Annotated in this window: 13 protein-coding genes and 2 tRNA genes; 2 read left to right on the top strand and 13 right to left on the bottom strand. The window is 55.2% G+C overall.

Features of this window, described 5'->3' with window-relative positions:
* Positions 1 to 16 precede the first annotated feature (16 nt).
* The 10 genes from RBB75_RS19910 to RBB75_RS19865 form a co-directional block, all read right to left on the bottom strand.
* Positions 17 to 1,492 (bottom strand): alpha/beta hydrolase family protein, encoded by a 1,476-nt coding sequence (locus tag RBB75_RS19910; protein ID WP_179638348.1) that lies wholly within the window; start codon positions 1,490 to 1,492, stop codon positions 17 to 19.
* A gap of 121 nt (positions 1,493 to 1,613) precedes the next feature.
* A complete protein-coding gene (locus RBB75_RS19905; RefSeq protein ID WP_179638347.1) occupies positions 1,614 to 2,531 on the bottom strand; it encodes a transcriptional regulator in 918 nt (305 codons plus the stop codon).
* A gap of 359 nt (positions 2,532 to 2,890) precedes the next feature.
* On the bottom strand, positions 2,891 to 4,807 hold the full coding sequence (locus tag RBB75_RS19900) for a glycosyltransferase family 39 protein (protein ID WP_353069083.1): 1,917 nt from the start codon (positions 4,805 to 4,807) through the stop codon (positions 2,891 to 2,893).
* Positions 4,808 to 5,131: 324 nt separating this feature from the next.
* On the bottom strand, positions 5,132 to 8,290 hold the full coding sequence (locus RBB75_RS19895; RefSeq protein ID WP_353069082.1) for an efflux RND transporter permease subunit: 3,159 nt from the start codon (positions 8,288 to 8,290) through the stop codon (positions 5,132 to 5,134).
* Positions 8,290 to 9,879 (bottom strand): efflux RND transporter periplasmic adaptor subunit, encoded by a 1,590-nt coding sequence (locus RBB75_RS19890; protein WP_353069081.1) that lies wholly within the window; start codon positions 9,877 to 9,879, stop codon positions 8,290 to 8,292. The genes RBB75_RS19895 and RBB75_RS19890 overlap by 1 nt, the downstream gene beginning before the upstream one ends.
* A complete protein-coding gene (locus RBB75_RS19885) occupies positions 9,876 to 11,135 on the bottom strand; it encodes a TolC family protein (protein WP_353069080.1) in 1,260 nt (419 codons plus the stop codon). Before RBB75_RS19885 ends, RBB75_RS19890 begins: the two co-directional genes overlap by 4 nt.
* Positions 11,136 to 12,138: 1,003 nt before the next feature.
* Positions 12,139 to 12,215 (bottom strand) — tRNA-Asp (locus tag RBB75_RS19880).
* Positions 12,216 to 12,391: 176 nt separating this feature from the next.
* Positions 12,392 to 12,760 (bottom strand): metal-sensitive transcriptional regulator, encoded by a 369-nt coding sequence (locus RBB75_RS19875; RefSeq protein ID WP_179638342.1) that lies wholly within the window; start codon positions 12,758 to 12,760, stop codon positions 12,392 to 12,394.
* Between the two features lie 7 nt (positions 12,761 to 12,767).
* Positions 12,768 to 15,218, bottom strand: a complete 2,451-nt coding sequence (locus RBB75_RS19870; protein ID WP_353069079.1) for a heavy metal translocating P-type ATPase — start codon at positions 15,216 to 15,218, stop codon at positions 12,768 to 12,770.
* A 14-nt stretch (positions 15,219 to 15,232) separates the two neighbouring features.
* The gene (locus tag RBB75_RS19865) at positions 15,233 to 15,445 is read right to left on the bottom strand and encodes a heavy-metal-associated domain-containing protein (protein ID WP_353069078.1); all 213 of its coding nucleotides are present in this window, start codon (positions 15,443 to 15,445) and stop codon (positions 15,233 to 15,235) included.
* A gap of 154 nt (positions 15,446 to 15,599) precedes the next feature.
* Between RBB75_RS19865 and RBB75_RS19860 the strand changes: the two genes are divergently transcribed.
* Positions 15,600 to 15,676: transfer RNA gene (locus tag RBB75_RS19860), tRNA-Val, on the top strand.
* 403 nt (positions 15,677 to 16,079) lie between these two features.
* Here the strand turns inward: RBB75_RS19860 and RBB75_RS19855 are convergent.
* From RBB75_RS19855 to RBB75_RS19845, 3 genes are all read right to left on the bottom strand, one after another.
* Positions 16,080 to 16,826 carry a copper homeostasis protein CutC gene (locus RBB75_RS19855; RefSeq protein WP_353069077.1) on the bottom strand — a complete coding sequence of 249 codons (747 nt, stop codon included), beginning with the start codon at positions 16,824 to 16,826 and terminating at the stop codon, positions 16,080 to 16,082.
* A 222-nt stretch (positions 16,827 to 17,048) separates the two neighbouring features.
* Positions 17,049 to 17,990, bottom strand: a complete 942-nt coding sequence (locus RBB75_RS19850) for an N-acetylglucosamine kinase (protein WP_353069076.1) — start codon at positions 17,988 to 17,990, stop codon at positions 17,049 to 17,051.
* Positions 17,991 to 18,185: 195 nt separating this feature from the next.
* Positions 18,186 to 21,644 carry a TonB-dependent receptor gene (locus RBB75_RS19845; protein ID WP_353069075.1) on the bottom strand — a complete coding sequence of 1,153 codons (3,459 nt, stop codon included), beginning with the start codon at positions 21,642 to 21,644 and terminating at the stop codon, positions 18,186 to 18,188.
* 277 nt (positions 21,645 to 21,921) lie between these two features.
* Between RBB75_RS19845 and RBB75_RS19840 the strand changes: the two genes are divergently transcribed.
* A complete protein-coding gene (locus RBB75_RS19840) occupies positions 21,922 to 22,707 on the top strand; it encodes a DeoR/GlpR family DNA-binding transcription regulator (protein ID WP_179638336.1) in 786 nt (261 codons plus the stop codon).
* Positions 22,708 to 22,750 lie beyond the last annotated feature (43 nt).

The following is a 22,750-nucleotide window of genomic DNA, read 5'->3' as shown; positions in this document are numbered from 1 at the left end:
CGTCTGGAGAATGTTGCTATTTAGGCAGGGGCGGCTTTAGAGCTGTCTCGACTGATGCCGCTTTAGACTCTGAACTCCAGTGCTCTATCTTGACTCCACGAAACGGACTCGACGTCCCTGATTCGAGCAAAGCCGGCTTTGTCTCTCGAATGGTCTGATCGAAGAAAGCCAGTACGTAGGCGCGAACGATAGTTTCTATACGCGACGGCGAAATATGATCGGGTTGTGTCCATCTGCGCCACGGACTGACGAGAGGATGATCTGTAAAGTCCATATGTGCGGTGTTGTTGATGGACACCTTGTACCCGCCAAATTGCCTGAGGCTTGTATCGACCTCATTGCGATCGGTTGCGTCTAGTTCTGCTTCGGCGCGTTCTGCACGCCCCATCGTTGCTGAATTTGGTGGGGGCGAGGGCGAGTTTCCTGCTATTCCGTATAGGAACATCGTTGGCTGGTTAGCCGCACGCTGTCGAAGATCTCCGAATGTCCAGCCGTCCATATTGATTGCGGATTGGATTCGTGCGTCTACGGAACACATCTGCACGGCTGCCGCACCGCCGAAGGAATGGCCTAATGCACCAGCTCGATGAGTATCAAGTCGACCATACCAAGGGCTCGCTTGATCCAGATTGTCGCTCTGCAGCGTGTTGAGAACAAAAACCTCGTCGGCCACCCATTTGCTGAGCTCTTTATTCCACGTCTCAGTAATTTCACTAACGGAATGAAGATTGGTATCAAGTAGGCTGCTTCCATCGGTATCATCGACGATGCGATCTCCGGGCAACTCAACCCGGCTGGCGTTGTAGGTGTGGTCAATCGAAGCGACTACATAGCCATGGCTGGCAAGGTCTTCGGTCAGAAACGTATTCAGAGTACGTCTTCCAGCCCAGCCATGATTGAACAGCAACACGTGAAACGGACCACCTTGAGTTGCCACGGGGGCATCTTCCCTGGAGTTAGTCCAAAGGACGCTTCGATAAGAGGTGAGTGGAATTGTCTCAGACCTTCTCTCGTAGGCAGCCAGATGGTTGTTCGACGGATCGGCTGGGTACCACAGCTGCACCACTAGTTCTCTGGCGGTTCCGGGTTTCTCTGCTTTATCTTCTGTGCGGCTCGAATCTTTTAGATAGAGGATCCGTGTTCCTACTGGATAGGGCCCCGTTGGCTTCGGGAGCGTAAACATAGGCACGATCAGGAGCAGTCCAAACGTGGTGACGGAGAGCAGCGCACAAGCAATGGCCACCAGGTTTTTCATTGCTGGATAACGTACAGCTCGACGAGTTGCAGGTAGCAGTTGCCAGGCTACCAGCAGGACAAGGCCTGCCAGGACGGGGAACATCTGCCAGTGTGTTCCTTCATGGAGCACATGCCAGATTGCGACGAGTACTCCGAGCACCGTAAAGACTCTCGACCAGTTTGCGCCGGATTTTGCCATCTGCGCCGCCGCGGCAGCAATCAAGGTGACAATTAAAATGACTTCAAATAGTCGCATAACCTGTTGAGAAACTCATCGTCTACACGATGAAGCAGCTCGGATAGCTCTTGAATCTATCCGGCCCAAAGCACGTTTGTAGAGATGTCCTGCAAATGAAAACAATGCTGCTCGGCTGCAACTAAGAGGGTTTTTTCAAGGAAGACAGCTTATGCAAGGCGCCCTTCGCTGCAGCTGCGGCGGCCACGGAGTGAGATTTGAGGTAGTCAATCGCAGGAGATTGGCCAGGAGGACGCGGAGTCAGTCCAAGCGTTCGAAGAGCGTGGTTTGCGCGGTACGTATTTGCTCGAAGAGTATCCTTAAACTGAACGTTGACATTGAGCGAAACGGAGACGTTGTCGTCGTTTTCGACCCAGTGTGGACAATTCACAGGAATATGCACACCGTTTCCAGGGCGCAATTTATACGAAGTAGCACGGGCCTGAAATTGTGGTTTGTAGACAGGCGCATTGTTATCCACCGTCCAGAACCGCTCAATCTCCTCTTCAGGAAGAACCTCTCGATCCGCGCGATCGAAGACATGAATTGTCTTCGTTCCTTTGATCTGGAGCAGGAAGCTGCACTCTCGATCGATGTGGTACGTTGCGACGCGCTTAGGGGAAGTGACAAAGATGAGAGCATCTTCGCGCAGAACTCGAGACTTCAAGTCCCGATCAATCTTCGATTTAATTTTTTCCCATCCGCTGCCCAAGAAGATCTTGTATTTCGGGTCTTTCTGAACGTCCTTGAATAAGAGCCAAGCCCCACAGGTCTCGATACGTTGCATCGTTTCGATGACTGAGAACTGCTTTGCAGGCATCTGATCCCATCTTTGGTCGACCCGGATATCGGTGCCCGCATCATAGTAGATGCCTGCTGGTCTGTCCCTTTTCGTGCGATCCGCCAACTCCATAAGTTCGGGAATCTGCAATAACGGATGTTCCGTAAGCGAATGGATGATCTCGAAGTGTTCACGATCAAATCCTCCGCTCAGTTGAGCCGCGTCGGTTGTAATCCAGCACTCTTCAAGAAGGTCGTTCGAGATGGTTTGAGTTGACATAGCTCTCAGGTACTCCCAGGCCAGAATTCACGCAAAGTCTATCTTCTAAATTCGCGTCCGCACAATAAAAAATGTCAGTACAGCCTCAGTAACTTACCAAAGTAATTTTTTAATTACTCAACCTTTAACCTGGCTGTATGCCGAGATTGTCTCCGGGGTACAGGTTATAGCTTTTTCTCAAGAGAATCACTCAAAATCTTTAATTCCTATGAGGTTTGTGAGGGCTGGCACTGGACCTCTTCGAGTTAATTCCAGCCAGGAACTTCAGGTAGGTGGCGAATCTCTCTGGGACAACCCGGTAATAGACATTCAGACCATCCTTGCGGAATGTGATCAGTCCTAGATCTGCAAGGACCTTACTATGGGTCGTGGAGATGGCTTCGGGCTGCTTCTATTCCCGCTGTACTCCTTGGAATTAGGTCTTCATCCTCAAGCTCCGGCCGAATGGTTCTTGCCAACTCATTTGCCCGCTGATAGTGATCCAATGCCTCGCTCCATCTCTGCTTCAGTGCCAGCGTATCCGCCAGATTGAGTTGCGTAATCGCCGAGTTCGGCGCAAGGGCAACTGCTTCCTGCGCCATGTTTAGTGCCTCATCTATCTGACCTGTCTTCGCAAGGTCCCCTGTCTTCCGCACGTCCACCAGAGCCGCCATCAGTGGTACGGCAAATCGGCCGCGGTACACGTACACGCCTTGCTGAATGGTCCCTACGGGCTTCGCTTCACGAAATGGCTCGAACCAGTTCAGCGGGCCATCCCCGGACTCAATTCCCTCCAAATCGCTGTCGCTGATAAGAATCGTTCCGTCAATTACAGATGGCACATCCATCGACAGTTTGAACCACCAAAGCGAACTTCCTGTCGGCAATCGCTTGCACGATATGTCATAGTCGGAAGGCTCGACTGCACCATCCGGAAAGTAAGCGAACCAGCAGTCGGTGACGTGATTTTGGTCTAGATACTGCTTGACCGACTTTAGTTGCTGCCCCCAGTCGACGTTCGCGTCGCTCAGGTATCGATGCACATTGGAAGGACCGCCCCACGCCTCATTTCCGTAGGCCATGTACGCCGGAGCAACTCGCACCGATGTGACCACCTGCCACAACAGCAGCATCACCGCAGCAACAACCCAAATACGATTGCGAAGAAGCGCATGGGCAATCGACACCCCCGCAAGAGAATAAAGAAAAGGGTAGATCGGCATGAGATGCCGTGCGCCGATGTCCATATGTGACATTGTGACCAGAGTGAAATAAAAGACCACCGGGACAAGCATGAAATACAGCTCTCGTATGTGTCGATCCTCTCGCCGGAACCAGAGAAAGGGAAGCAGAGTCAGTAGAATCAGCAGGGGGAGCGTGGACTTGATCAGAAAGGCAGCCGGAAAGTAGGGCCATGGCCCATGGCGGTACATCTTGCCGAAGAAGTAGCTTGTGTACTCCCACTCGGTCTTCTTCGTGTTGGCAAGGCCCCAAATATAGGACTCGGGCAGCAGGTGAAACTTTGCGATGAGGGAAAGTTCTTCAGCGTTAGCCTTGTTAGGCATCGAAGCAACATACGGCGTCAGCGTCGGCGAAATCTCGAGTCCATTCGGCGCTGGAGCGTAGCGGAAACCGTAGAACGCCCAGATTACAGCCCAGGCGCAGACGAGGACGACCGCACACGCCACCAGTCGTCGCCAGAGTATGGCGGAGCTACGAGCGAGCAGCGCTTCGGCTCCCGCCAGTAATATCAGCATGGGCAGCACGAAGATGCCCGTGAACTTGGCGCACATGGCCAACCCGGCCGCCAGACCGACGATTGCCAACCGTGCGGGACTCGGCGCTTTTGTATAGAGGTAGAATGCGTAGATCGTTCCAAAGATGAAGCAGGCGCTGCCAATATCAGTTGAGATCAGGGTGCCATGCGCCAGAACGTTGGGGTCGAAGACAAACAGCGCCAACGCGGCCAGTGCGGCAATGTCACCGAACATTTCCCGTGTAGCGACGTAGAGCAATGCTGCCAGCAAAAACGTAAAGATCATGCAGAACATGCGCGCCGGGAACAGGACACGGTCGCCTCCGTTGCGGAAGACAAACAACCTCCCATCCAAGAAGGCTTCCAAACTCTGAGACTTCCCTTGATTGGCCGGTGTGTACAGATGCATTGGGAGTAGGGGGAGCGCGGCGGTGAGCTTCACAAGTGGCGGGACTTCGGCGTTCAATCTGTAGTCGTGCTTTGTCCAGACGTTATAGCCGTCGTACAAGTGATGCGCCTCGTCCCAGTTAGCTGAGGACATCTTTGCAACATGAACAAGCTGTAAGGCGAAAACGAGAATAAGTAACGTCACGGCCAAGATCCGATACATCCGACTAAGGGGGTGCAAGCTCACTTTACTAGTTTTCTCCTTGCATGAAGTCGACGAACGGGATACCCGGATCAATGGCATAAGGGACGCTGTAGCAGCATTCTAGACGCTGACTGGGCCGAGAGGTATGGAAGTCAGGCAATAAAGATCACGCACTCTTAGCAGAGGCAGTGGCCCAAAGAAAATTCGGACGGATGCTGATACAGTTTTTGCGCCTTCGGCTAGACGTATATAAAAGGACAACCTTCTCCCCTTCTAGCTGCTCCCTGAATTCCGTAGCTGCAGATGTCCCTTTCGCAATGCGCGTTCCTTCATCATGACGAAGAAGACGGGCACCAGAATCAGGACGTGGATGGTGGAAGTGATCATGCCACCCACAATGGGCGCGGCAATCGGCTTCATCACATCGGAGCCGATACCAGATTCCCAAAGGATCGGAACCAGGCTGGCGAGTACAGCGCAGACTGTCATGAGCTTTGGCCTCAGACGATGGACGGCACCTTCAATCGCTGCGTTTTCAATGTCAGCATTCGTCAACGCCTTGCCAGATTGCAGCTTATTTTCGAGTGCCTCATGGAGATAAACCACCATGACTACGCCGGTTTCCACCGCAATCCCAAAGAGCGCGATATAACCGACCGCCACGGCGACGCTAAAGTTGTAGTGAAGAAGCCATTGCAGGAGCAAGCCTCCACTCATCGCATAGATGGTCGGGAAGATGAGAACAAGCGCTTCGGCAACCGAGTGAAAGACCAGGTACAACAATAGGAAGATCACGAAGAAGACGATCGGAAGGATCAGTTGCAATCGCTGCTTCGCACGTAGTTCGAGTTCATACTCCCCCGACCACTGAAAGGTGTAGTTTGCAGGCAAAGCGAGTTTGCTGTGAATGAGTTTGTTTGCCTCTGCGACGAAGCCGCCATAGTCGGAGTTTTTGAGGTCGATATAGATGTATCCCGTCAACGCACCGTCTTCGTCCCGAATCATGACAGGGCCACGCGTGAACGAAATCTTCGCTACCTGGCCGAGCGGAATCTGCGCACCGGATGGCGTACCGATTAGCACGCCACGCATCTTGTCGACATTGTCGCGGAAGTCGCGCTGATAGCGGACGTTGATGGGATAGCGTTCTCGACCCTCAATGTTCTCTGCGATATTCTGGCCTCCAATACCAGATGAAACAGCAGTCTGCACATCCGCGATCGTCAGACCGTAACGAGCTGCCTCTTCTCGTTTGATTTCGACATTGACGTAGAAACCCTGCGCGACCTTCTCAGCAAAGACAGATCGAACCTGCGGAAGCCCAGAGATAACAGTCTGAAGTTGCGAGGCAAGTTGCTGAATGCCATCTACATTCGGCCCCTGCACCTTCATGCCGAGTGGCGTCTTGATGCCGGTCAATTCCATATCGAGGCGGTTTTCGACTGGACTTGTCCAGGTGTTTGAGAGTCCAGGAAACTGGAGCTTCTCATCCATCTGCTGAATGAGCTTTTCGTAGGTCATCCCAGCGGGCCATTGCTCTCGCGGTTTGAACATGAGCGTGGTGTCATACATATCGAGCGGCGCATTGTCAGTTGCACTGTCCGAACGACCGACAGCGCCGAATACGCTGGCTACTTCCGGGAAACTGCGAAGAATGCGGTCCTGCTGCTGCAAGAGCACCTTAGCTTGTTCGATGGAGATGCCGGGAAGAGCAGTCGGCATGTAGAGAATGGAGCCTTCAAAGAGAGCTGGCATGAACTGGCTGCCCAGACGTGAGGCGAGTGGAAATGTGATCAGCAGAAAGATGAGGTTGACCACGATAGTGAGCCAGCGGTGTCGCAGGCAGAATTTCAGGATAGGCAGGTAGATCGCCTGCGTAACACGTGAGATCGGATTCGCCTTTTCCGGCTTGAGCCGCCCTCGAATCAGCATCACCATCAGAACCGGCACAAGGGTGATGGCAAGGATGGAGGAAGAACCCACTGCAAGAGTCTTCGTCCATGCCAGCGGACGAAACATGCGTCCTTCTTGCGCTTCGAGCAGGAAGACTGGCATGAAGGAAACGACGATGATAATCAGTGAAAAGAAGAGTGCCGGACCAATCTGCTTGGCCGAATTGATAAGAATGCTCTGCCGCTCTGGCTCCGATACCGGGTTGGCATCGTTTTTCTGCCGTTCCGACAGATGGCGATAGCCATTTTCGACCATCACAATGGACGCATCGACCAGCACTCCAACTGCCAACGCGATGCCGCCCAGCGACATGATGTTTGAACTCACTCCCAGCCAATACATCGGGATAAAAGACATTAGCACCGCGATAGGCAGGGCGACGATGGCGATAAGCGCCGAACGGAAATGAAACAGGAAGATGATGATGACCAGGCTAACAATGGCTGCTTCTTCGAGCAGATCGCGTTGCAACGTTTTAATCGACGCATTGATCAAATCGGAACGATCGTATCCCGTCATGATCTGGACGCCGGGCGGCAGAGAGGGCGCTATCTCACGCAGCTTCTGCTTCACTCCGTTGATGATGTTGAGCGCGTTCATGCCCTGGCGCATGACGATGATCCCGCCGACGGTTTCTCCATCTCCATGCCACTCCGCAACCCCTTCGCGGATATCCGGGCCGAAAGTTACCGTTCCCAGATCGCGTATCAGGATAGGGGTCCCATTTTTGCTGCCGACGGCAACCGTGGCGAGATCGTCCAGTGAGCGCAGATAGCCGAGACCACGGATCATGTAGTCGGCACCGCTCAAGTTAAGAACGCGACCGCCGACTTCATTCGTGCTCATCTTTACTTTGTCGATGACTGTAGAAAGCGGAATGCCATAAGCAAGTAGCTTGTTCGGGTCGAGCTGTACCTGATATTGCTTGACGAAGCCACCGATGCTGGCTACCTCGGCAACTCCGGGCACAGTCTCCAGCGCATACCGCAGATGCCAGTTCTGCAAACTACGCAGGTCTGCCAGACTGTGTTTGCCGCTCTTATCGACGATGGCATACTCATAGATCCAGCCTGCGCCCGTCGCATCAGGGCCGATCGAAGGATGCACGTTCTCTGGCAAGCGCCCGCTGATCTGCTGCAGGTATTCGATGACACGCGAGCGCGCCCAGTAGAGGTCCGTGCCGTCCTCAAAAACGACATAGACGTAGGAGTCGCCAAGCATGGTCTGGGCGCGAACAGCTTTGACATGCGGGGCCGCCAGGAGGCTTGTAACGATGGGATAGGTTACCTGATCTTCAATGACATCGGGCGGCTCGCCTGCCCAACCCGTATGAACGATCACCTGCACATCGGAGATGTCCGGCAGTGCGTCCAGCGGGACATGCTGTAAAGACCAGATTCCAGCAAGTGTAAGCAGCAGCACGCCCGTGAAGACAATAAAGCGATTGCGGGCACAGGCATCAATGATTTTTGAAAGCATCACATGCCTCCCGTCGCGTTTACGCGCAGTTGCTTGGTTGCGATTGTCTGACCATTTTTCTTAGCGGAGATGGTCGCCTGCCATGTCCCCCCGGAATCGAGAGAACCGCTTCCTTGATACATGCCATTGCCTTTTTCGATGAGCTTGGTGGTTGTGTTCATGGCCGCCATTCCCATCGCCGGCATACCAGACATATAGAACGTGACTGTAACGTCAGCTCTGGTGGCAGGTTTTCCATCTGCGCCTGTGAGTTTTACTCGAAAGACGTTGCTGCCCTTTTGCGGCGGGTTGGGATCGGTGGTGAAGTCGATATTTGCTTGTGCAGCAGCTGGTGCATTCACCGTTGAAAAATTTCCTCCGGCACCCGGGGCGGGTGGCACGAAAGAACCTGCCGCAGCCTGTAGCTGGCTTTCTGAGTCGATGAGGAAACTGGCAGATGTGACGATGGATTCGTGTGCCTTCAGGCCCTTGAGGACTACAAAGTCATCACCAACGCGGGGACCAATTGTGATCTCTTTTGGCTCAAGACTGCCATTGCCGTGATTGAGGAAAATCAGTTGTCGTGTACCGGATTGAAAGACGGCCGACGCAGGGACAATTAGTTGATGTCCCAGGTTTGTTTTCAGATCGACGTTCACGAACATACCCGGTTTCAGTTTGAGTCCCGGATTTGTCATCGCTAGCCGCACACGAACGGTGCGTGTTGCCATATCCACTTGCGGCAGAATCGCTTCGATCTGACCGGAGAAGGTGCGGCCCGGATACGAATCGACGGTAATCTGCGCAGTATTGTTGGGTCTTATGCGGCCTATGTCGTCCTGGAAAACCTGGGCATACACCCACACGCGAGATAGATCGGCAACGGTATAGAGTTTGGTCGAAGGCTCGGCGTACATATTGGGCAGGGCATTTCGTTCGGTGATGTATCCCTCAACCGGAGAGTTGATGGTGAGGTCAGTCACCGGTTTGTCAGTTTCTTTTAGCTTTGCGATCTCGCTTTCGGGTATATCCCACTGCTGTAGCCGCTGCTCCGCCGCGCTCGAAAGTGTGGCCGCGCCATCAGCTACACCATCAATGGTGCTTGCGCTCATGGTCTTCTGGTTCCGCCGTGCCAGCAGATACTCTTGTTGTGTCGCCACAAGGTCAGGGCTGTAGATAGTGAAGAGCGGCTCACCTTTTCTCACATATTGATACGTGGCATTGGCAAACACCTTGCGGATGTAGCCGGGAAAGCGCACCTGCACACAGGAGATCAGACGCTCATCGATGTCTACCGTGCCGGTCGTGCGTATATCGTCGCTCAATTGTTTGTATTCGACTGTGCCAGTCTGCACGCCGATACTCTGCATCCTCTCGGGTGTGAGTTGGACTGGAACAAGCTGAGCATCCATCTTCATATCTGGCATGGATGGCTTTGGATCATCCACACTAGCAGGCGGACCAGAGGCTACTGGCTGCATATCGCCGGACATCGACGTCTTCATTGCTGCTGGCTGGTTCGCCTGATGGAAACGGTATGCCCAAACTCCAGCGACAACTGCGAGGACGGCGATCCAGACGAGTGACGTTCTCAAGACATATTTGTTCATCGCAGTGTCGCTCCTGTTAGAGATTCGAGGTGGGCCAAAGCAGCTTCGTGATCCACGAGGGTCTGCGCGTATTCGAGCCTCAGACTCAGAAGGTCGGTGAAGTACGAGAGAACGTGAATGAATTGCTCACGATTGAACGCATAAGCGTTTAGTGTGGCCCGGTACGCTGCATCTGATTGTGGGATGAGACCTTCCCGATATTCCTTTAGCAGCTCCGCATCGCTCGTAGCTTTGACATACCCTCCCTTCACTTCAGCGAGTTGCTGTTGCAGATGTGCATTGAGTGTTTGTTGTGATTCTGAGCGCTTCTCCGTGGCCTCTGCGATCTCCGCATTCACCCGCGTTTTGCGCGGGAAGCGCACATCGAAGGTGAACATGTAATAGTCCCGATACTTGCGGTCGGTGTTTTGGTAGATATAACCAACTTCAAAGTCCGGCTTTCCTTCACGCTTCGCGGAGGCCAACTGCGCGTCCTGCTTCCGAATGGAACTCGCATCGACCTGAATCTGAGGGTTGTTTTGCTTGACCATCGCGAGCAGCTCGTCGGAGGAGCGGTTGAGTGGAGTCTCGACCAAGTCTTCCGTAGCAATGTCCGGCGATCCCTGATCTCGATTGAGCAGTCCTTTGAGATGAGCCTGTATCTGCCCCATTTGCTGATGGTGCATCGTTATCTCTTTCACGATCTTTGTTCGATTCATCTGCGCCTGCAGGACATCCTGCTGAATCCCCTGTCCAACCTGATAGTGGGCCGTTGCATCCTGAATGAGTTGGTCGAGAACGGCTTCGTTTTGCCGCAGGATGCCGAGCGTCTGTTGCAGATACGCCAGTTGGAGATAGTCGGCTTTCACCGAATCGGCAATGTTGGTTTTCGTGACTTCAACTTCGGCCACCTTTGTATCGGCATCACGTTCGGCTACTGCCCCGCGCGCTTGCAACTTCCCGGGATAGGGCAGTTCCTGCGATGCGCCAACGCCGATGTAGGCAAAATCGCTGTTGGTGTATCCGGCAAACGGCTTCGGACTACCCACACTCAACTGCTGGTAGGTCAATTTGGGATCAGGCAGCGTAGTCATCTGCGGCGCCACTTGCCTCGCGGCTCGTGCGCCGTGATCGGCTGCGGAAATCTGTGGGTTGTTTGCCCCGGCCTCAGCTAAAAGCTGGGACAAGGATGTGGGTGTACTCGCCATCGGCGTCTGCCCAGAGGCAGAAAATGCAGTGGCCAGCACGAGCGCGGCAGTCAAAGAGACCACGTTCATACGGAAGCTCCAATCTCAAATGCAGTTCAAGGCATTCGCCAAAACACGCAAACAGGTGTGCGTGCTCGGCAAAAGTAGAGTGCGAGAGGGGAGCTGACTAGATTCGTAGAATGGAAATGGTCGAAGGCGGGGGCTTCGGAGGCGAGTAGTCGGGATGTTCGACCCATTCAATGATCGTTACGGGCCTATTCAACATCTCAAAAGCAGCCAACCAGATTACATCTGCCACAACTGGATGGAAGGTCACTGCTTTCGTGTCCAACGCGTTCTCATGAACACTCGGGGGAGTCTTCTGGCAGCAGCCATGCGACGCAGACATATTGTCCGTCAGCCCACACTGGTTCTTCATCATGCGGCAGCAGGCACGTTCTTCGGTGTTCATTTCCGTGCTGGAAACCATGCAGGCCATCGCCGGCGCCAAGCACGACATCAGTAGCAGGACCAACACACCGAATTGTCGGACAATACGCATCGCTGTGACTAGACTACGTCTACCCAATGAATCGAGCAAATGGCGATACCGGCGTCGTGGCAGCCACGCGCAGATGCACCGACGACGCCGAGTTCAAGTCGTTTTCAATTCTTCTTCGCTCCAGCGCATCGGATGTCAGTCGATTGGAATTCCTGTTTATGAGAATCCGGACAGCCGAATGATGGACAGTGAAGGGAATGCCTCTATCACTGACACTGATATTCGCGTACGAGATAGTTCTGAAGAAAGTCATCGGACGGCACAGCTTCCGGTACTCTCTGACAACTAACCTGAGCGGTTTCCGGATCACGCTCGACGTCTACACGCGAGCGACCTCCGAGACGAAACGGGGATGCAACAACAAAGTCATGGAGATGGTAATTGAAGTCGGCAAAAACCAAGCTTTCAGCACCCTCGCAACGAGAACCTCGCTTACTTAAAGCCAGCAAAAAAGGTGCTGGAAACTCTCAGCACCCTCGCGGTAAGACTTGAATTGTCACTGTGCCATAAACCATTCATTTCTTTGGCTTATGGCGGGGACGACGGGGCTCGAACCCGCGACCTCTGCCGTGACAGGGCAGCGCTCTAACCAACTGAGCTACGTCCCCAAATTTCGCCTTCGACAACGATTATATCTTACTCGAACGGCATAAATAAATCATTGCCAATCCTGATTCGTTGTCTTTGAGTTCGGTTACGGTCTCTTCCGAAGGCCAGTACGCCCAACCCGACGACAGCACTAAGTCTATCAGATCAAGGAAGATTTTAATGGTCCGATTCGTCGTTAGCGCGCGTTTTTATAGATGAGTTCGAGTAGCTCATCGTACATCGCCTGCCTCTGCTCCAACGATCCGCTGCGAATTGCCTGAGTCGCGCAGTGAGAGAGGTGATTCCGCATTAGCGCACGAGCCACCGAACGAAGCGCCTCCTGCACAGACGACACTTGGGTCAGAATGTCGGCGCAGTAGCGATCGTCCTCGACCATACGCTGCAAGCCTCGGATCTGTCCTTCGAGTCGCCGCAGACGGCGCAGGTTGGAGGCCTTTATCTCAGGATCGACTCCGGTAGCCTTGCGTTCCGATTCGCCTATCTCACAGGCGCAGGAACCTGTCATCGCGCTTTCAGATTGAAGATCCGTTTTTTTCGTAGCCATGTTTTCCCTATTCGAGCCGCAACCGTCGCAATCGGAGGCTGTTGGTCACCACACTGAAAGAACTGAGCGCCATTGCCGCGCTGGCTATCACCGGGCTCAGCAGCAAACCAAACGCCGGATAGAGCGCACCAGCCGCAACTGGAATTCCGATCACGTTATAGACGAAGGCCCAGAACAAATTCTGCCGCATCACGCGCATCGTGGCCCGCGATAGGATTATCGCTGCAGCCACGCCGGTGAGATCGCTCCGCATCAGCGTTACATCGCCAGCTTCCATAGCGATATCCGCGCCACTGGCCATCGTAAGCCCCACATCAGCCTGTGCCAACGCAGGAGCATCGTTGACCCCGTCTCCCACCATCGCGACCACGCGATGTTCCGCTTGAAGACCCTTGATGGCATCCACCTTGCCCGCAGGGAGCACGCCCGCAATCACCTCATCGATGCCAACCCTCTGTGCAATGGCAAGAGCTGTGCGTTCGTTATCGCCGGTAAGCATCACCACGCGAAGCCCCTCGTCGTGCATCTTCCGAACAGCGTCGAAAGAGCTAGATTTGATCGTATCTGCAACCGCGAGAACGGCGGCCAGTCTGCCCTCGATCGCAATCCATAGCGGAGTCTTTCCTTCCACTGACATTCGCTCGGAGGTCGAAACCATCGGTTCAACGAAGACACCGTACTTCTCCATCAATGCAGTATTGCCGATCAATACGGTTTCCCTATCGACGACTCCCACCACGCCAAGTCCGGGAAGCGATTCAAACTCCTCAGCATGAGGTGGATTTAAACCACGCGCTGCGGCGTATTGGACGATGGCGTCAGCAAGTGGGTGTTCACTGGCGCGTTCCAAGGCTGCGGTAGCGAGCAGGACGTGATCCTCGGCGGTACTCCCGCTCTGTGTTCCAGCCACATCGTTACCACTTGCAGCGAGAAAAAAATCAGTAACCTCGGGACGCCCCGCCGTAACGGTCCCCGTCTTGTCCAGCACGATCGTATCGATCTTCTCTAATCGCTGAAGAGCCTCACCACCTTTGATCAGAATCCCATAGTTGGCTCCTCGTCCCGTCGCCACCATCACCGCCGTCGGAACAGCCAAACCCATCGCGCAGGGGCAGGCAATCACCAACACGGTGACAGCAGCCGCAAACGCCTGCATCACGCCCGAGTGCGGCGCGAACAACTGCCACGCCGCGAAGGTAACGATAGCAATCGCCAGCACAGTAGGAACAAATATCGCGCTGATACGATCCGCGATCCGTTGAATCGGAGCACGAGATCCCTGGGCCTCACGCAGGAGGCGCACGATCTGTGCCAACGTGCTGGCCGCCCCCAGGCTAGTCGCCCGGTACTGCAGCGATCCCCGCTGGTTCAGCGTTCCCCCCATCACCCTGTCTCGAGCCGTCTTTTCAATCGGCAATGACTCGCCTGTAAGCATCGACTCGTCTACGCTACTCCTGCCCGAGATCACCTCTCCATCCGTAGGGATTCGCTCGCCAGGCCGCACCAGCACAATGTCGCCACTCTGGATCGACTCCAACGGTACGCTGCTCTCGATACCATCTCGCAGAACGGTCGCAGTCTTCGGTTGAAGCTGCACAAGCTTTCGCAGAGCGCTTGCCGTCTGTCCCTTCGCCCTGCTCTCCAGCGCACTCCCAGTCAGCACCAATCCAATGATCAGAATGGCAGCTTCAAAATAAACATCGGGGGCGATGCCGCGCGCCACAAAAAATCCGGGTGCGATCGTACTTGCAGCCGAGTAGAGATACGCAGCGCCGGTGCCAAGCGCCACTAGCGTATTCATATCCGCCGTCCTATGCAGAAGCGCAGACCATGCCTTGATGTAAAAACGTCGCCCCGCCCATCCCAGAATGAATGTCGCAAGCGCAAAGAGAAACCAGCGAATCACTTCCGCATCCATCCGATACATCCAGGGAAGCACGCTGCGCAACAATGGATCAATCACCCGCGTGCTCCAGCTCATCAGCGGATCTTTCATTCGCTCCAGCCCGCCCGTGCCGCCAATCGTCATCAGTGGCGTCATCAGCGGCATCGACAGGAGCATAGCCACTCCACCGGCGATCAGGCTTGTCACAGCCTTTAGTCGCAGTTGCCGATACTCCATCAGCTGCGCCTCGTCGTGTTGCTCTTGTTCTTCGAGGGCGGACTGATGTTCGGCAGGGAACTCAGCGCCGTAGCCTGTGCTTCGAATCGCATCTACCAGCGCAGAGGTCGAAGTCGCATCAGGATCGAACGTCACCGTCGCATTGTGCAGCATCAGGTTGACCGTCGCATCCCGCACCCCAGCCTGGCCGGCAAGCTCCCGCTGAAGAAAGGACTGACACGCCGCGCAGGTCATCCCGAAGACCGGAATAGTGACATGCTCTACCAAAGCCGTGATTTCGGCTGGGGCAGTCACGTTGGCGTCAGCTCCGTCTTTGATATTCAGACTACCCGGCATCGCTTCCTCCCTTGTTACTTCTCGCTGCGTACCGTAAATCCGACCCGATGGACCGCATCGGCGATCTTCTCCGCTGCAACCCGCTCCGGATCGAATGTCACCGTGGCCAATCCAACCTCGACTGAACTCACCTCAACTCCGTCGATCCTTCCGAGAGCATCCGTCACCCTCCGAACACAAGCTCCGCAATGCATTCCTTCAATCGACAACTCAAGCGCTTCCTGCATGAAATCTCTCCTTTTCAGGTTAGATGCAAAATACCCCCTGGGGGTATTAAAAAAATTATAGCTTTTTACAGAAGGTGAAATGAATATCAGGCGCCATACATTGCATCCAGCCCGCCGCTCCCATACACTGAGTTAGGTCCCAAAGAACTTCAATGGGCGGTTAGCTCAGTTGGTTAGAGCGCCTGCCTTACAAGCAGGATGTCGGGGGTTCGAGTCCCTCACTGCCCACCAGCCCATCTTCTAAACTTATCGGCAAAGCCAAAAGAACACCCTGCTGTCCTCTGAGGTGTTGAGAGCGGCAGCGCGTCTTTTAGTTTGTGCCATTAACGACTAAGCGTTACGAAGCCTGATAAGGTTTTTGTGCCATGTCAAACCCCGAGTGCTACAGAACAGAACGGCATTACGAAGAAGCCACAAAGACGCGTTTAGCCGCCGAAGAGGATTTAAAGAGCTCTTCTCCAAACGCGTCGCCGGCCGCCGTGCGCACCGCAAGGCTTCAGACAGCAAAGCGCGAACAGGCCGCGGCGAGGGAGATTCTCATCGAGCATAGGCGCGGCTGCCCCATCTGCGAAACCAAGGGCATCCCGGACTAAAGCCGTTCGCGGATTACAAACTATCAAACGCGCTCCGAAAATCAGGCGCTTCGCAGGTTCTCGATCATGGTCAGCACATCAGCCGAGTCCACCACGAAGCGCGAGGTGCCATCGAGCGAATCTGCATCCTCCAGCACCCAGCGACGCTCGTGTTGCATCCTGCCGGCTTCGCTGCGACGCAGAGAACCATGAAAGTGGCTGGCGCCTGTCGCTCGAGCCAGGGCCTTTGCATCCTTAACACGCAGACCGCCGCCTACAGCGATATCAATTCTTCCGTCAGCAACTTTCACCAGCCGCGCCAGCTTATCCGCTCCCGACAGCACATCAGGCTCGCCCCCAGAGGTGAGAACACGTCTGCAGCCGGTCGCGATCACGTCTTCCAGAGCCTGCTCCAGCGAGTTGGTGTAATCAAAGGCGCGATGAAAGGTGACCTCGAGCGGTGCAGCCAACTCCACTAGTTCGCGCGTCCGCTCCAAGTCCACCGTGCCGTCCGTACGAAGGATGCCAAGCACAAAGCCACTCGCTCCGAGACTGCGCGCGTGAAGCAGATCCTCCCGCATGACCGCGAACTCATCGTCCGTATAGTCGAAGTCGCCGCTTCGAGGCCGCAAGAGAACATGCACGGGAAGTCCGCTGCGAAGGACCGCTGCGCGTGTCAGACCATGACTCGGAGTAAGCCCGCCTTCGCTGAGGGCAGTGCATAGTTCAATCCGATCAGCCCCGCCTTCGCGCGCGGCGAGACAAGCCTGAAGACTTTCAGCACAAAGTTCGAAGATAATCTTGCGCATCAACTCACACGAACCACAGGAGCTTTTCTGATCCTTGCTTTCTGATCATTGAACAGAGGCTAGCCCGGCCATCTTGCCGACGGCGTTCTACCGAATAGCCCTTCCTTATATACAGGATAAATTCATAAAGTGGAAATTTCAGCGTCAAACAATCAGAATTATGAGAAATAAAGACCGAGAGGGTTAAAGTCACCTTCGACCCCAGTCGAAGTTAGGCATCTCCTAAGCCCCTCCAGCTTTCAGCAGTTCTCCAATCCGAGCCCGCCACAGCGCACCCAGGATGGGATCAACAGAGCCGGGCAGAACCTTCAAAGAAGGGTACCGGCGTTGCAGGGCTTGAACGATCCCATCACGAATCGGCGCGACATGTTCAAGGATGCTTCCGGTGAACGCAAGGTCGGGAACCCATCCCGGACGGCCTTCTGATGCGTCACGCTGCAGGCGCTCGATGACCAGATGAGCAAGGTGGGCCAGCTCCTCTGCTTCGCGCTGAAGAACGTTCTGTGCCACAGCGTCTCCCTCCGCCGCGCACCTCACCACCAGGGGAGCCAAGCGAGTAAAGTCCGGAGCAGGGATCTGGTTAGCATATCCGATCAGCGAATCGAGATCAGGCAACTGCCATAGCTCAAGAATCGTCGGCAGCAGGGTGGTCGTACGGCCTTCGTCGATAGCAAAAAAGGTATCGCGCAGCGCCTGGTGCCCGATCCGGTTGCCGGAGCCCTGATCGGCCAGCGCCGGTCCCCAACCTCCGGCAGTCGTCAGATTCCCCGATAGAAAACGCCCGGCGACGTTCGAGCCCGTGCCAGCCATTACCAGCACCCCCGGTCCGCCAAAGAACGCGGCATCGAGCGCAATCTCCACATCCCCAACCAGGACCAGCGAGCCGCCCACGCGCTCCGCAAAGGCCTCCCGTATCCAGTCGGTCACCAGCGCCACCGTGATGCCGGCCGCACCAACACAACTGCGTGTGACCGATCTCATCGACACGCCGGTTATCGAGGTCAACTCCGCAAGTGCCTTATCCAGATTCTGCGCCGCAGTATTCGCGTCGGTGCGCATACGTTTGATGGTGCCGCCCCGCACTCGCGCCAGTTCGCGGGTCTCATCTGCCAGTACATACTCCGTCTTCGTGCCGCCCAGATCCAGTGCCAGATAAAACGCCAAGCGTCTTCCTCGTCTCTCTACTTCAAAAAATAGTAACAACAGAAGACAGCATATTGGTTCTACCTGAGACAGTGTCGCAATAAAGTGTGCGGCGACCTCAGGAGAGCCGTGCCTCAGCAGACAAGGGCAGAGCCTAAGCCCCGCCCTTGTCATCATGGCGAATACTGCAGCCTGATGCTTCTATAAAAAGTAGCGTTAGAACCGGTAGTTCGCTGAGAACTGCAGATGCCGTTCTGAAGATCGCACGGATTGTTGAATACCATTGGCTGTGCCCTGGTTCGAGATATTGCCGAAGTTGGCCGCATCGTTGATATTCGTACCCGGATTGCCGTAGCTGACGATGTTGAACGCGTTGAACGCATCGAACCGGAAGCCAAGAGTCTGTTCACGAAACGTGTGAAAGTCCTTGAAGGCCGACATGTCCACATTCAGATACCCCGGACTGCGGATATTGCCGTTCCGTGCAGTGCCAAAGGTGTTGGGAGCAGGCACTCCGAAGGCGCACACGCCGTTGTCGACACCGGGCGTCGTACAAGGTATCGCGGAGGGGTCGGTTCCGAACCAGTTGTCGATGCTGCGATGAACGATCTTCAACTTCCGATACTGATTCGGGCGCGAATTTCCGTAGCTGTTCGAGTTGTTGCCAGGACCGTTGGTAGTCCCAGGGAAGCCCGAATACACCACGCCGGCTACCGAGAGCTTCCATCCCCCGATCGCTTCGTCGGCCCAGCGGTTGATGCCGGAGAGGTATTGTTTTCCGCGCCCGAACGGCAGCGCATAGACTCCTGTGCCGCTAACATTATGTTTTACGTCATAGGCTGCCGGTCCCCAGTCTGCAGCGCTGTCGTAGTAATTTTGAAACGCGCCCTGTCCGAAGTTGGAAGCCCCGGAGCTATTCACAGGATAGTTGCCCGCGCTATTGGTCAGTGCCTTGGCATAGGTGTAGTTCAGCGTAAACTCCAGTCCGTGGCTGGTGCGCTGACGAAGCACCGTCTGGAGCGCCTGGTAGTTCGACGCTGCACGAGACTCGGTGATAAGCAGCGAGCCGGAGCCGATGCTCACCGAAGGGTCGATGGCGTTAATGCCGATAAAAGGATTGTTGTAGTAGGGAGCAGTGGTCTGATCTCCATTGACCAGGTATTGATTGAGATTGCCGTAGTCTTCGATGTGCTGTCCCTGTTCGCCAAGATATCCTACCTGAAGCGACAGAGTACGGCTCACCGCGTACTCAAGGGTGAGGTTCCACTCCTGAACATAGGCAGGCTGAATGTCCTTCGGGTAGACGTTGAAGGTACCGCCAAAGGCGACCGTGCCGCTGGCGAAACCCTGCTCTGCGGTACGCGGGCTACCTGGATTCCCGGGCGTCGGCGTGACGACGTTGACATTGACGGCCTGGATAAAGGGAGTGATGGAGGTGAGACGCTGGTTGGAAGAGTTGCCCTCAAAGAAGCTGGTCGCGCCGTATCCACCCCGAACGACGAAGCGGTCGTTTGCCTGGTAGGCGAACCCGAGTCGCGGAGTCAGTTGCCGGTAGTTGGCGTCGTAGCAGGCATGGTTGCTGCACAATCCTGAACCAGCTGGTGCACCGGCCGGAATATGGCCGGCGTAGATCACCTGGCCCGTTGCAACATCGATATTGCCGGTCTTGTCATTGGACTCCACCCACGGCTGGTCGTACTCGTAACGCAGACCGATATTTAGTGTGAGATTCGGCAGCGCCTTGAAGTCGTCGTTGATATACCCGGCAGCGCGCCATTGTCTCTGTCCAACGTTCACGCTGGCCAGGGTGGCCGACGCTGAACTCACGCGATCGAGTACAAAGTCCGCACCGCTGTAGCCACCGAGGCCGGCAGGGTTTGTTGAAGAGGGATTACTGGTGAAGGATCCGGTGTAGCCAAGTGAACCCAGAAAGCCATTGTTGTTGCTGGTCGGATAGTTATTCTGATACCGGATGGCTTGAACGCCAAGACTGAGCGTATGCCTTCCGCGCTGCCATGTAAGGTTGTCGATGTAGCTGTAGGTGTTGTCGACAAGACTGCCATTGTTGCTCGCATTGTTTCCGAGAGTTGTGAACCCCGCGTCGTTGTTACCTGAAAGACCCTGGGCTGTGAACCCTTGGTAAGCCTGATTGGGAAACGTAATGCCAACAACAGCATTGCCGTTAGTCCCGAACACACCCGTCGTGTCGACCGGCAAGCCTTTACTCCAGCTGACGCGGGTATAACCGATACGCGCCGAGTTCACGATCGCCGGCGAGAAGATGTGGACCCAGTTCGCGCCCGTCACCTTAGTGGGGTAGACGCTGGTTCCGGGGAAGGAGATCGGCAGAACCGAAGTCGAACCATCGTAGGCCGTGGAGATGGAAAAGAATCCCGTAATCTTGTCCGAAGAGCGCGGATCGTACTCGATCTTGATATCCCCCTGGTTGTTGGCCATGTAGGTCCTTGACGGTCCCGTAAGGTCGTTGTTGATGATGCCGTCCGACGGAGTCGTATTGGGAAGCGGGTAAAGATTCGGATGAGCGAAGAGATACTTCGCAACCGGATTCAGGATCGGTACACCCAGGTTCCCGGCGTAAAGCGCAAAGTTGTTCTCCGGATCGTAGAGTTGCGTATTGCCATGGGTGAGAAGCGCGGAGAAGTCCCCGTTCCGCATGGCCTGGGTGAAGACGCTATTTCGGGAGAGGCCCCCGCTATGCCGGCGCGATCCAAGGTAGTCGAAGAAGAAGAAGAGTTTATCTCGCTTGATGGGACCACCCAGGGTGCCCCCAAACTGAGACTGGGTGAACGGATTGATCGGGATAATCTGATCCCGCGTCGCGTGATTGTTCGTCCAGGAGTTCGCGTTGGTCTTGGAGTCCTGAACGTAACCATAAGCCGAGCCATGGAACTGATTGGTTCCGCTCTTCAGCACGCTGATCACGCCCGCTCCATTGACGTTGCCGTAGTCCGCAGGGGAGTTTGCGGTAATTACCTTAAGCTCCTGCAGCGACTCCGGCGCAGGACTGTAAGCGATCAGATTATTAAAGCTCTCGTTGAGATCGATGCCGTCGAGCGTGTAGTTATTCGCCTGAGCGCGATTCCCGTTGAGATTCACCGAGTCGGTGTAGAAGGTGCTGCGCTCGATGCCGGTCGTGCCCGAGGTTCCTACGCTGCTCACAGCACCTGGCACATAAAGCGTCAGCGCGGAGAAGTCGAGGCCGTTCAGGGGAAAGTTCTCAATCGTATTCGTGGTGAAGGTTCCGCTCAGCGTAGCGTCATTGGTGTTCAGAATCGGAGCCGCCTCAGACACATTCACCACCTCCGAAGAAGCTCCCAGCGACAGCTTGACGTTGAAGGTGACCGTCTGCAGGACCTCGAGCTGAAACGCCGGGATCGTCTCTTTATTGAAGCCCTTCGCATCAACCAATACCTCATAGCGGCCGATCGGCAGAAACTGAACTCGATACAGCCCAGCCGAATTTGTTGTCACACTCGAGTCCACACCCGTATCCGTGTTGTGCGCCACAATGCTCGCCCCGGCAATGACGGCGCCGCTCGGGTCCGTTATCACGCCAGTGATCGTCCCAGTGACGGTCTGAGCTAGCAGGCTTTGCGTACAGAACAGCGCGGCCATAACGATCACGGCCCCGGAGATACATTTGAGAAATTTCATCTTTTGCGCTGCTTTCATCATTTTGAACAACTCCAGGGTGTCTGTAGGACATGGGAGGGATCCGCGCAGCGGACAACGGCTATCTGAGGCCGAAGATCCGTTCATTGCGGTCAGGAAGAATCAAATTGTTGCTAGAGAATAGAAATCTATGGAAACATTTGTCAACATTACTTTTCATAATTCTGAAGAAAATCAGTTCATATACTCAAAATGAAAGCACCAATCTGCCGAAATCCAGCCCGTCTGCAGACTTAAGCGTGATTAGAATGGACGAGACATGGCCCAGAAGACCCAGGATCGCGCAAACCAGATACTTCATCTCCTGCTGCAGAAGGGCCAAAGCTGCGTTGAAGACTTGGCCGTTACCATCGACGCCTCTCCGGCCAGCGTCCGCCGGGACCTCATCAAACTGGCCCAGCGCGGCCTGGTAAACCGCACCCACGGCGGCGTCGAGCTGGCCGGAAAGATGACCTACGAGCCATTCCGGTTCGATGCCGCCTTTCCTCTGCGCGAAGAGCGTTTCGCGAACGAGAAACGGCGAATCGCCATCGCCGCCGCCGAGATGGTCAACGAAGGCGACACCATCGCGCTCTCACCCGGCACCACCACCACCCAGGTAGCCCGCAGCCTCCGCCATCGCGAGGGCATCCACATCGTCACCAACGCGGTCAATATCGGCATGGAGTTCTCCAGCCTCCCCAACGCCCGCGTCACCCTCACTGGAGGCTCCATCCGCTGGCCCGGCGCGTTCTCCATGGTCGGCGCAACCGCCTTCGACTCCCTGCAGCGGCTCTTCTTCGACAAGGTCTTCATGGGCGCATGCGGAATTCACCCCGACCACGGTCTGACCGTCATCGAATCCGACGAAGCGCTGGTTCTAGGCGAGATGGTCAGACATTCCAAGCAGGTCATCGCCGTCGCGGACGCCAGTAAACTCGGCATCTTCACCTCGGTCAAAGTCTGCGCCACAAGCGACCTGCACACCATCATCACCGACGACAGCGTCGACCCCGAACTCGTTGAAGCCTTCCAGCGAAAGCAGGTCCGTGTAATCACCGTTTAAGCAAGATCATCGCCCGATGCGAAGCAAGCCCGAATCGCAAAAA

Origin of the sequence: Tunturibacter empetritectus, from assembly GCF_040358985.1 — a bacterium.
Taxonomy (GTDB): Bacteria; Acidobacteriota; Terriglobia; order Terriglobales; family Acidobacteriaceae; genus Edaphobacter; species Edaphobacter empetritectus.
The sequence above is the reverse complement of the archived record's forward strand: the minus strand, read 5'-3'. Positions and strand labels throughout refer to the sequence as shown.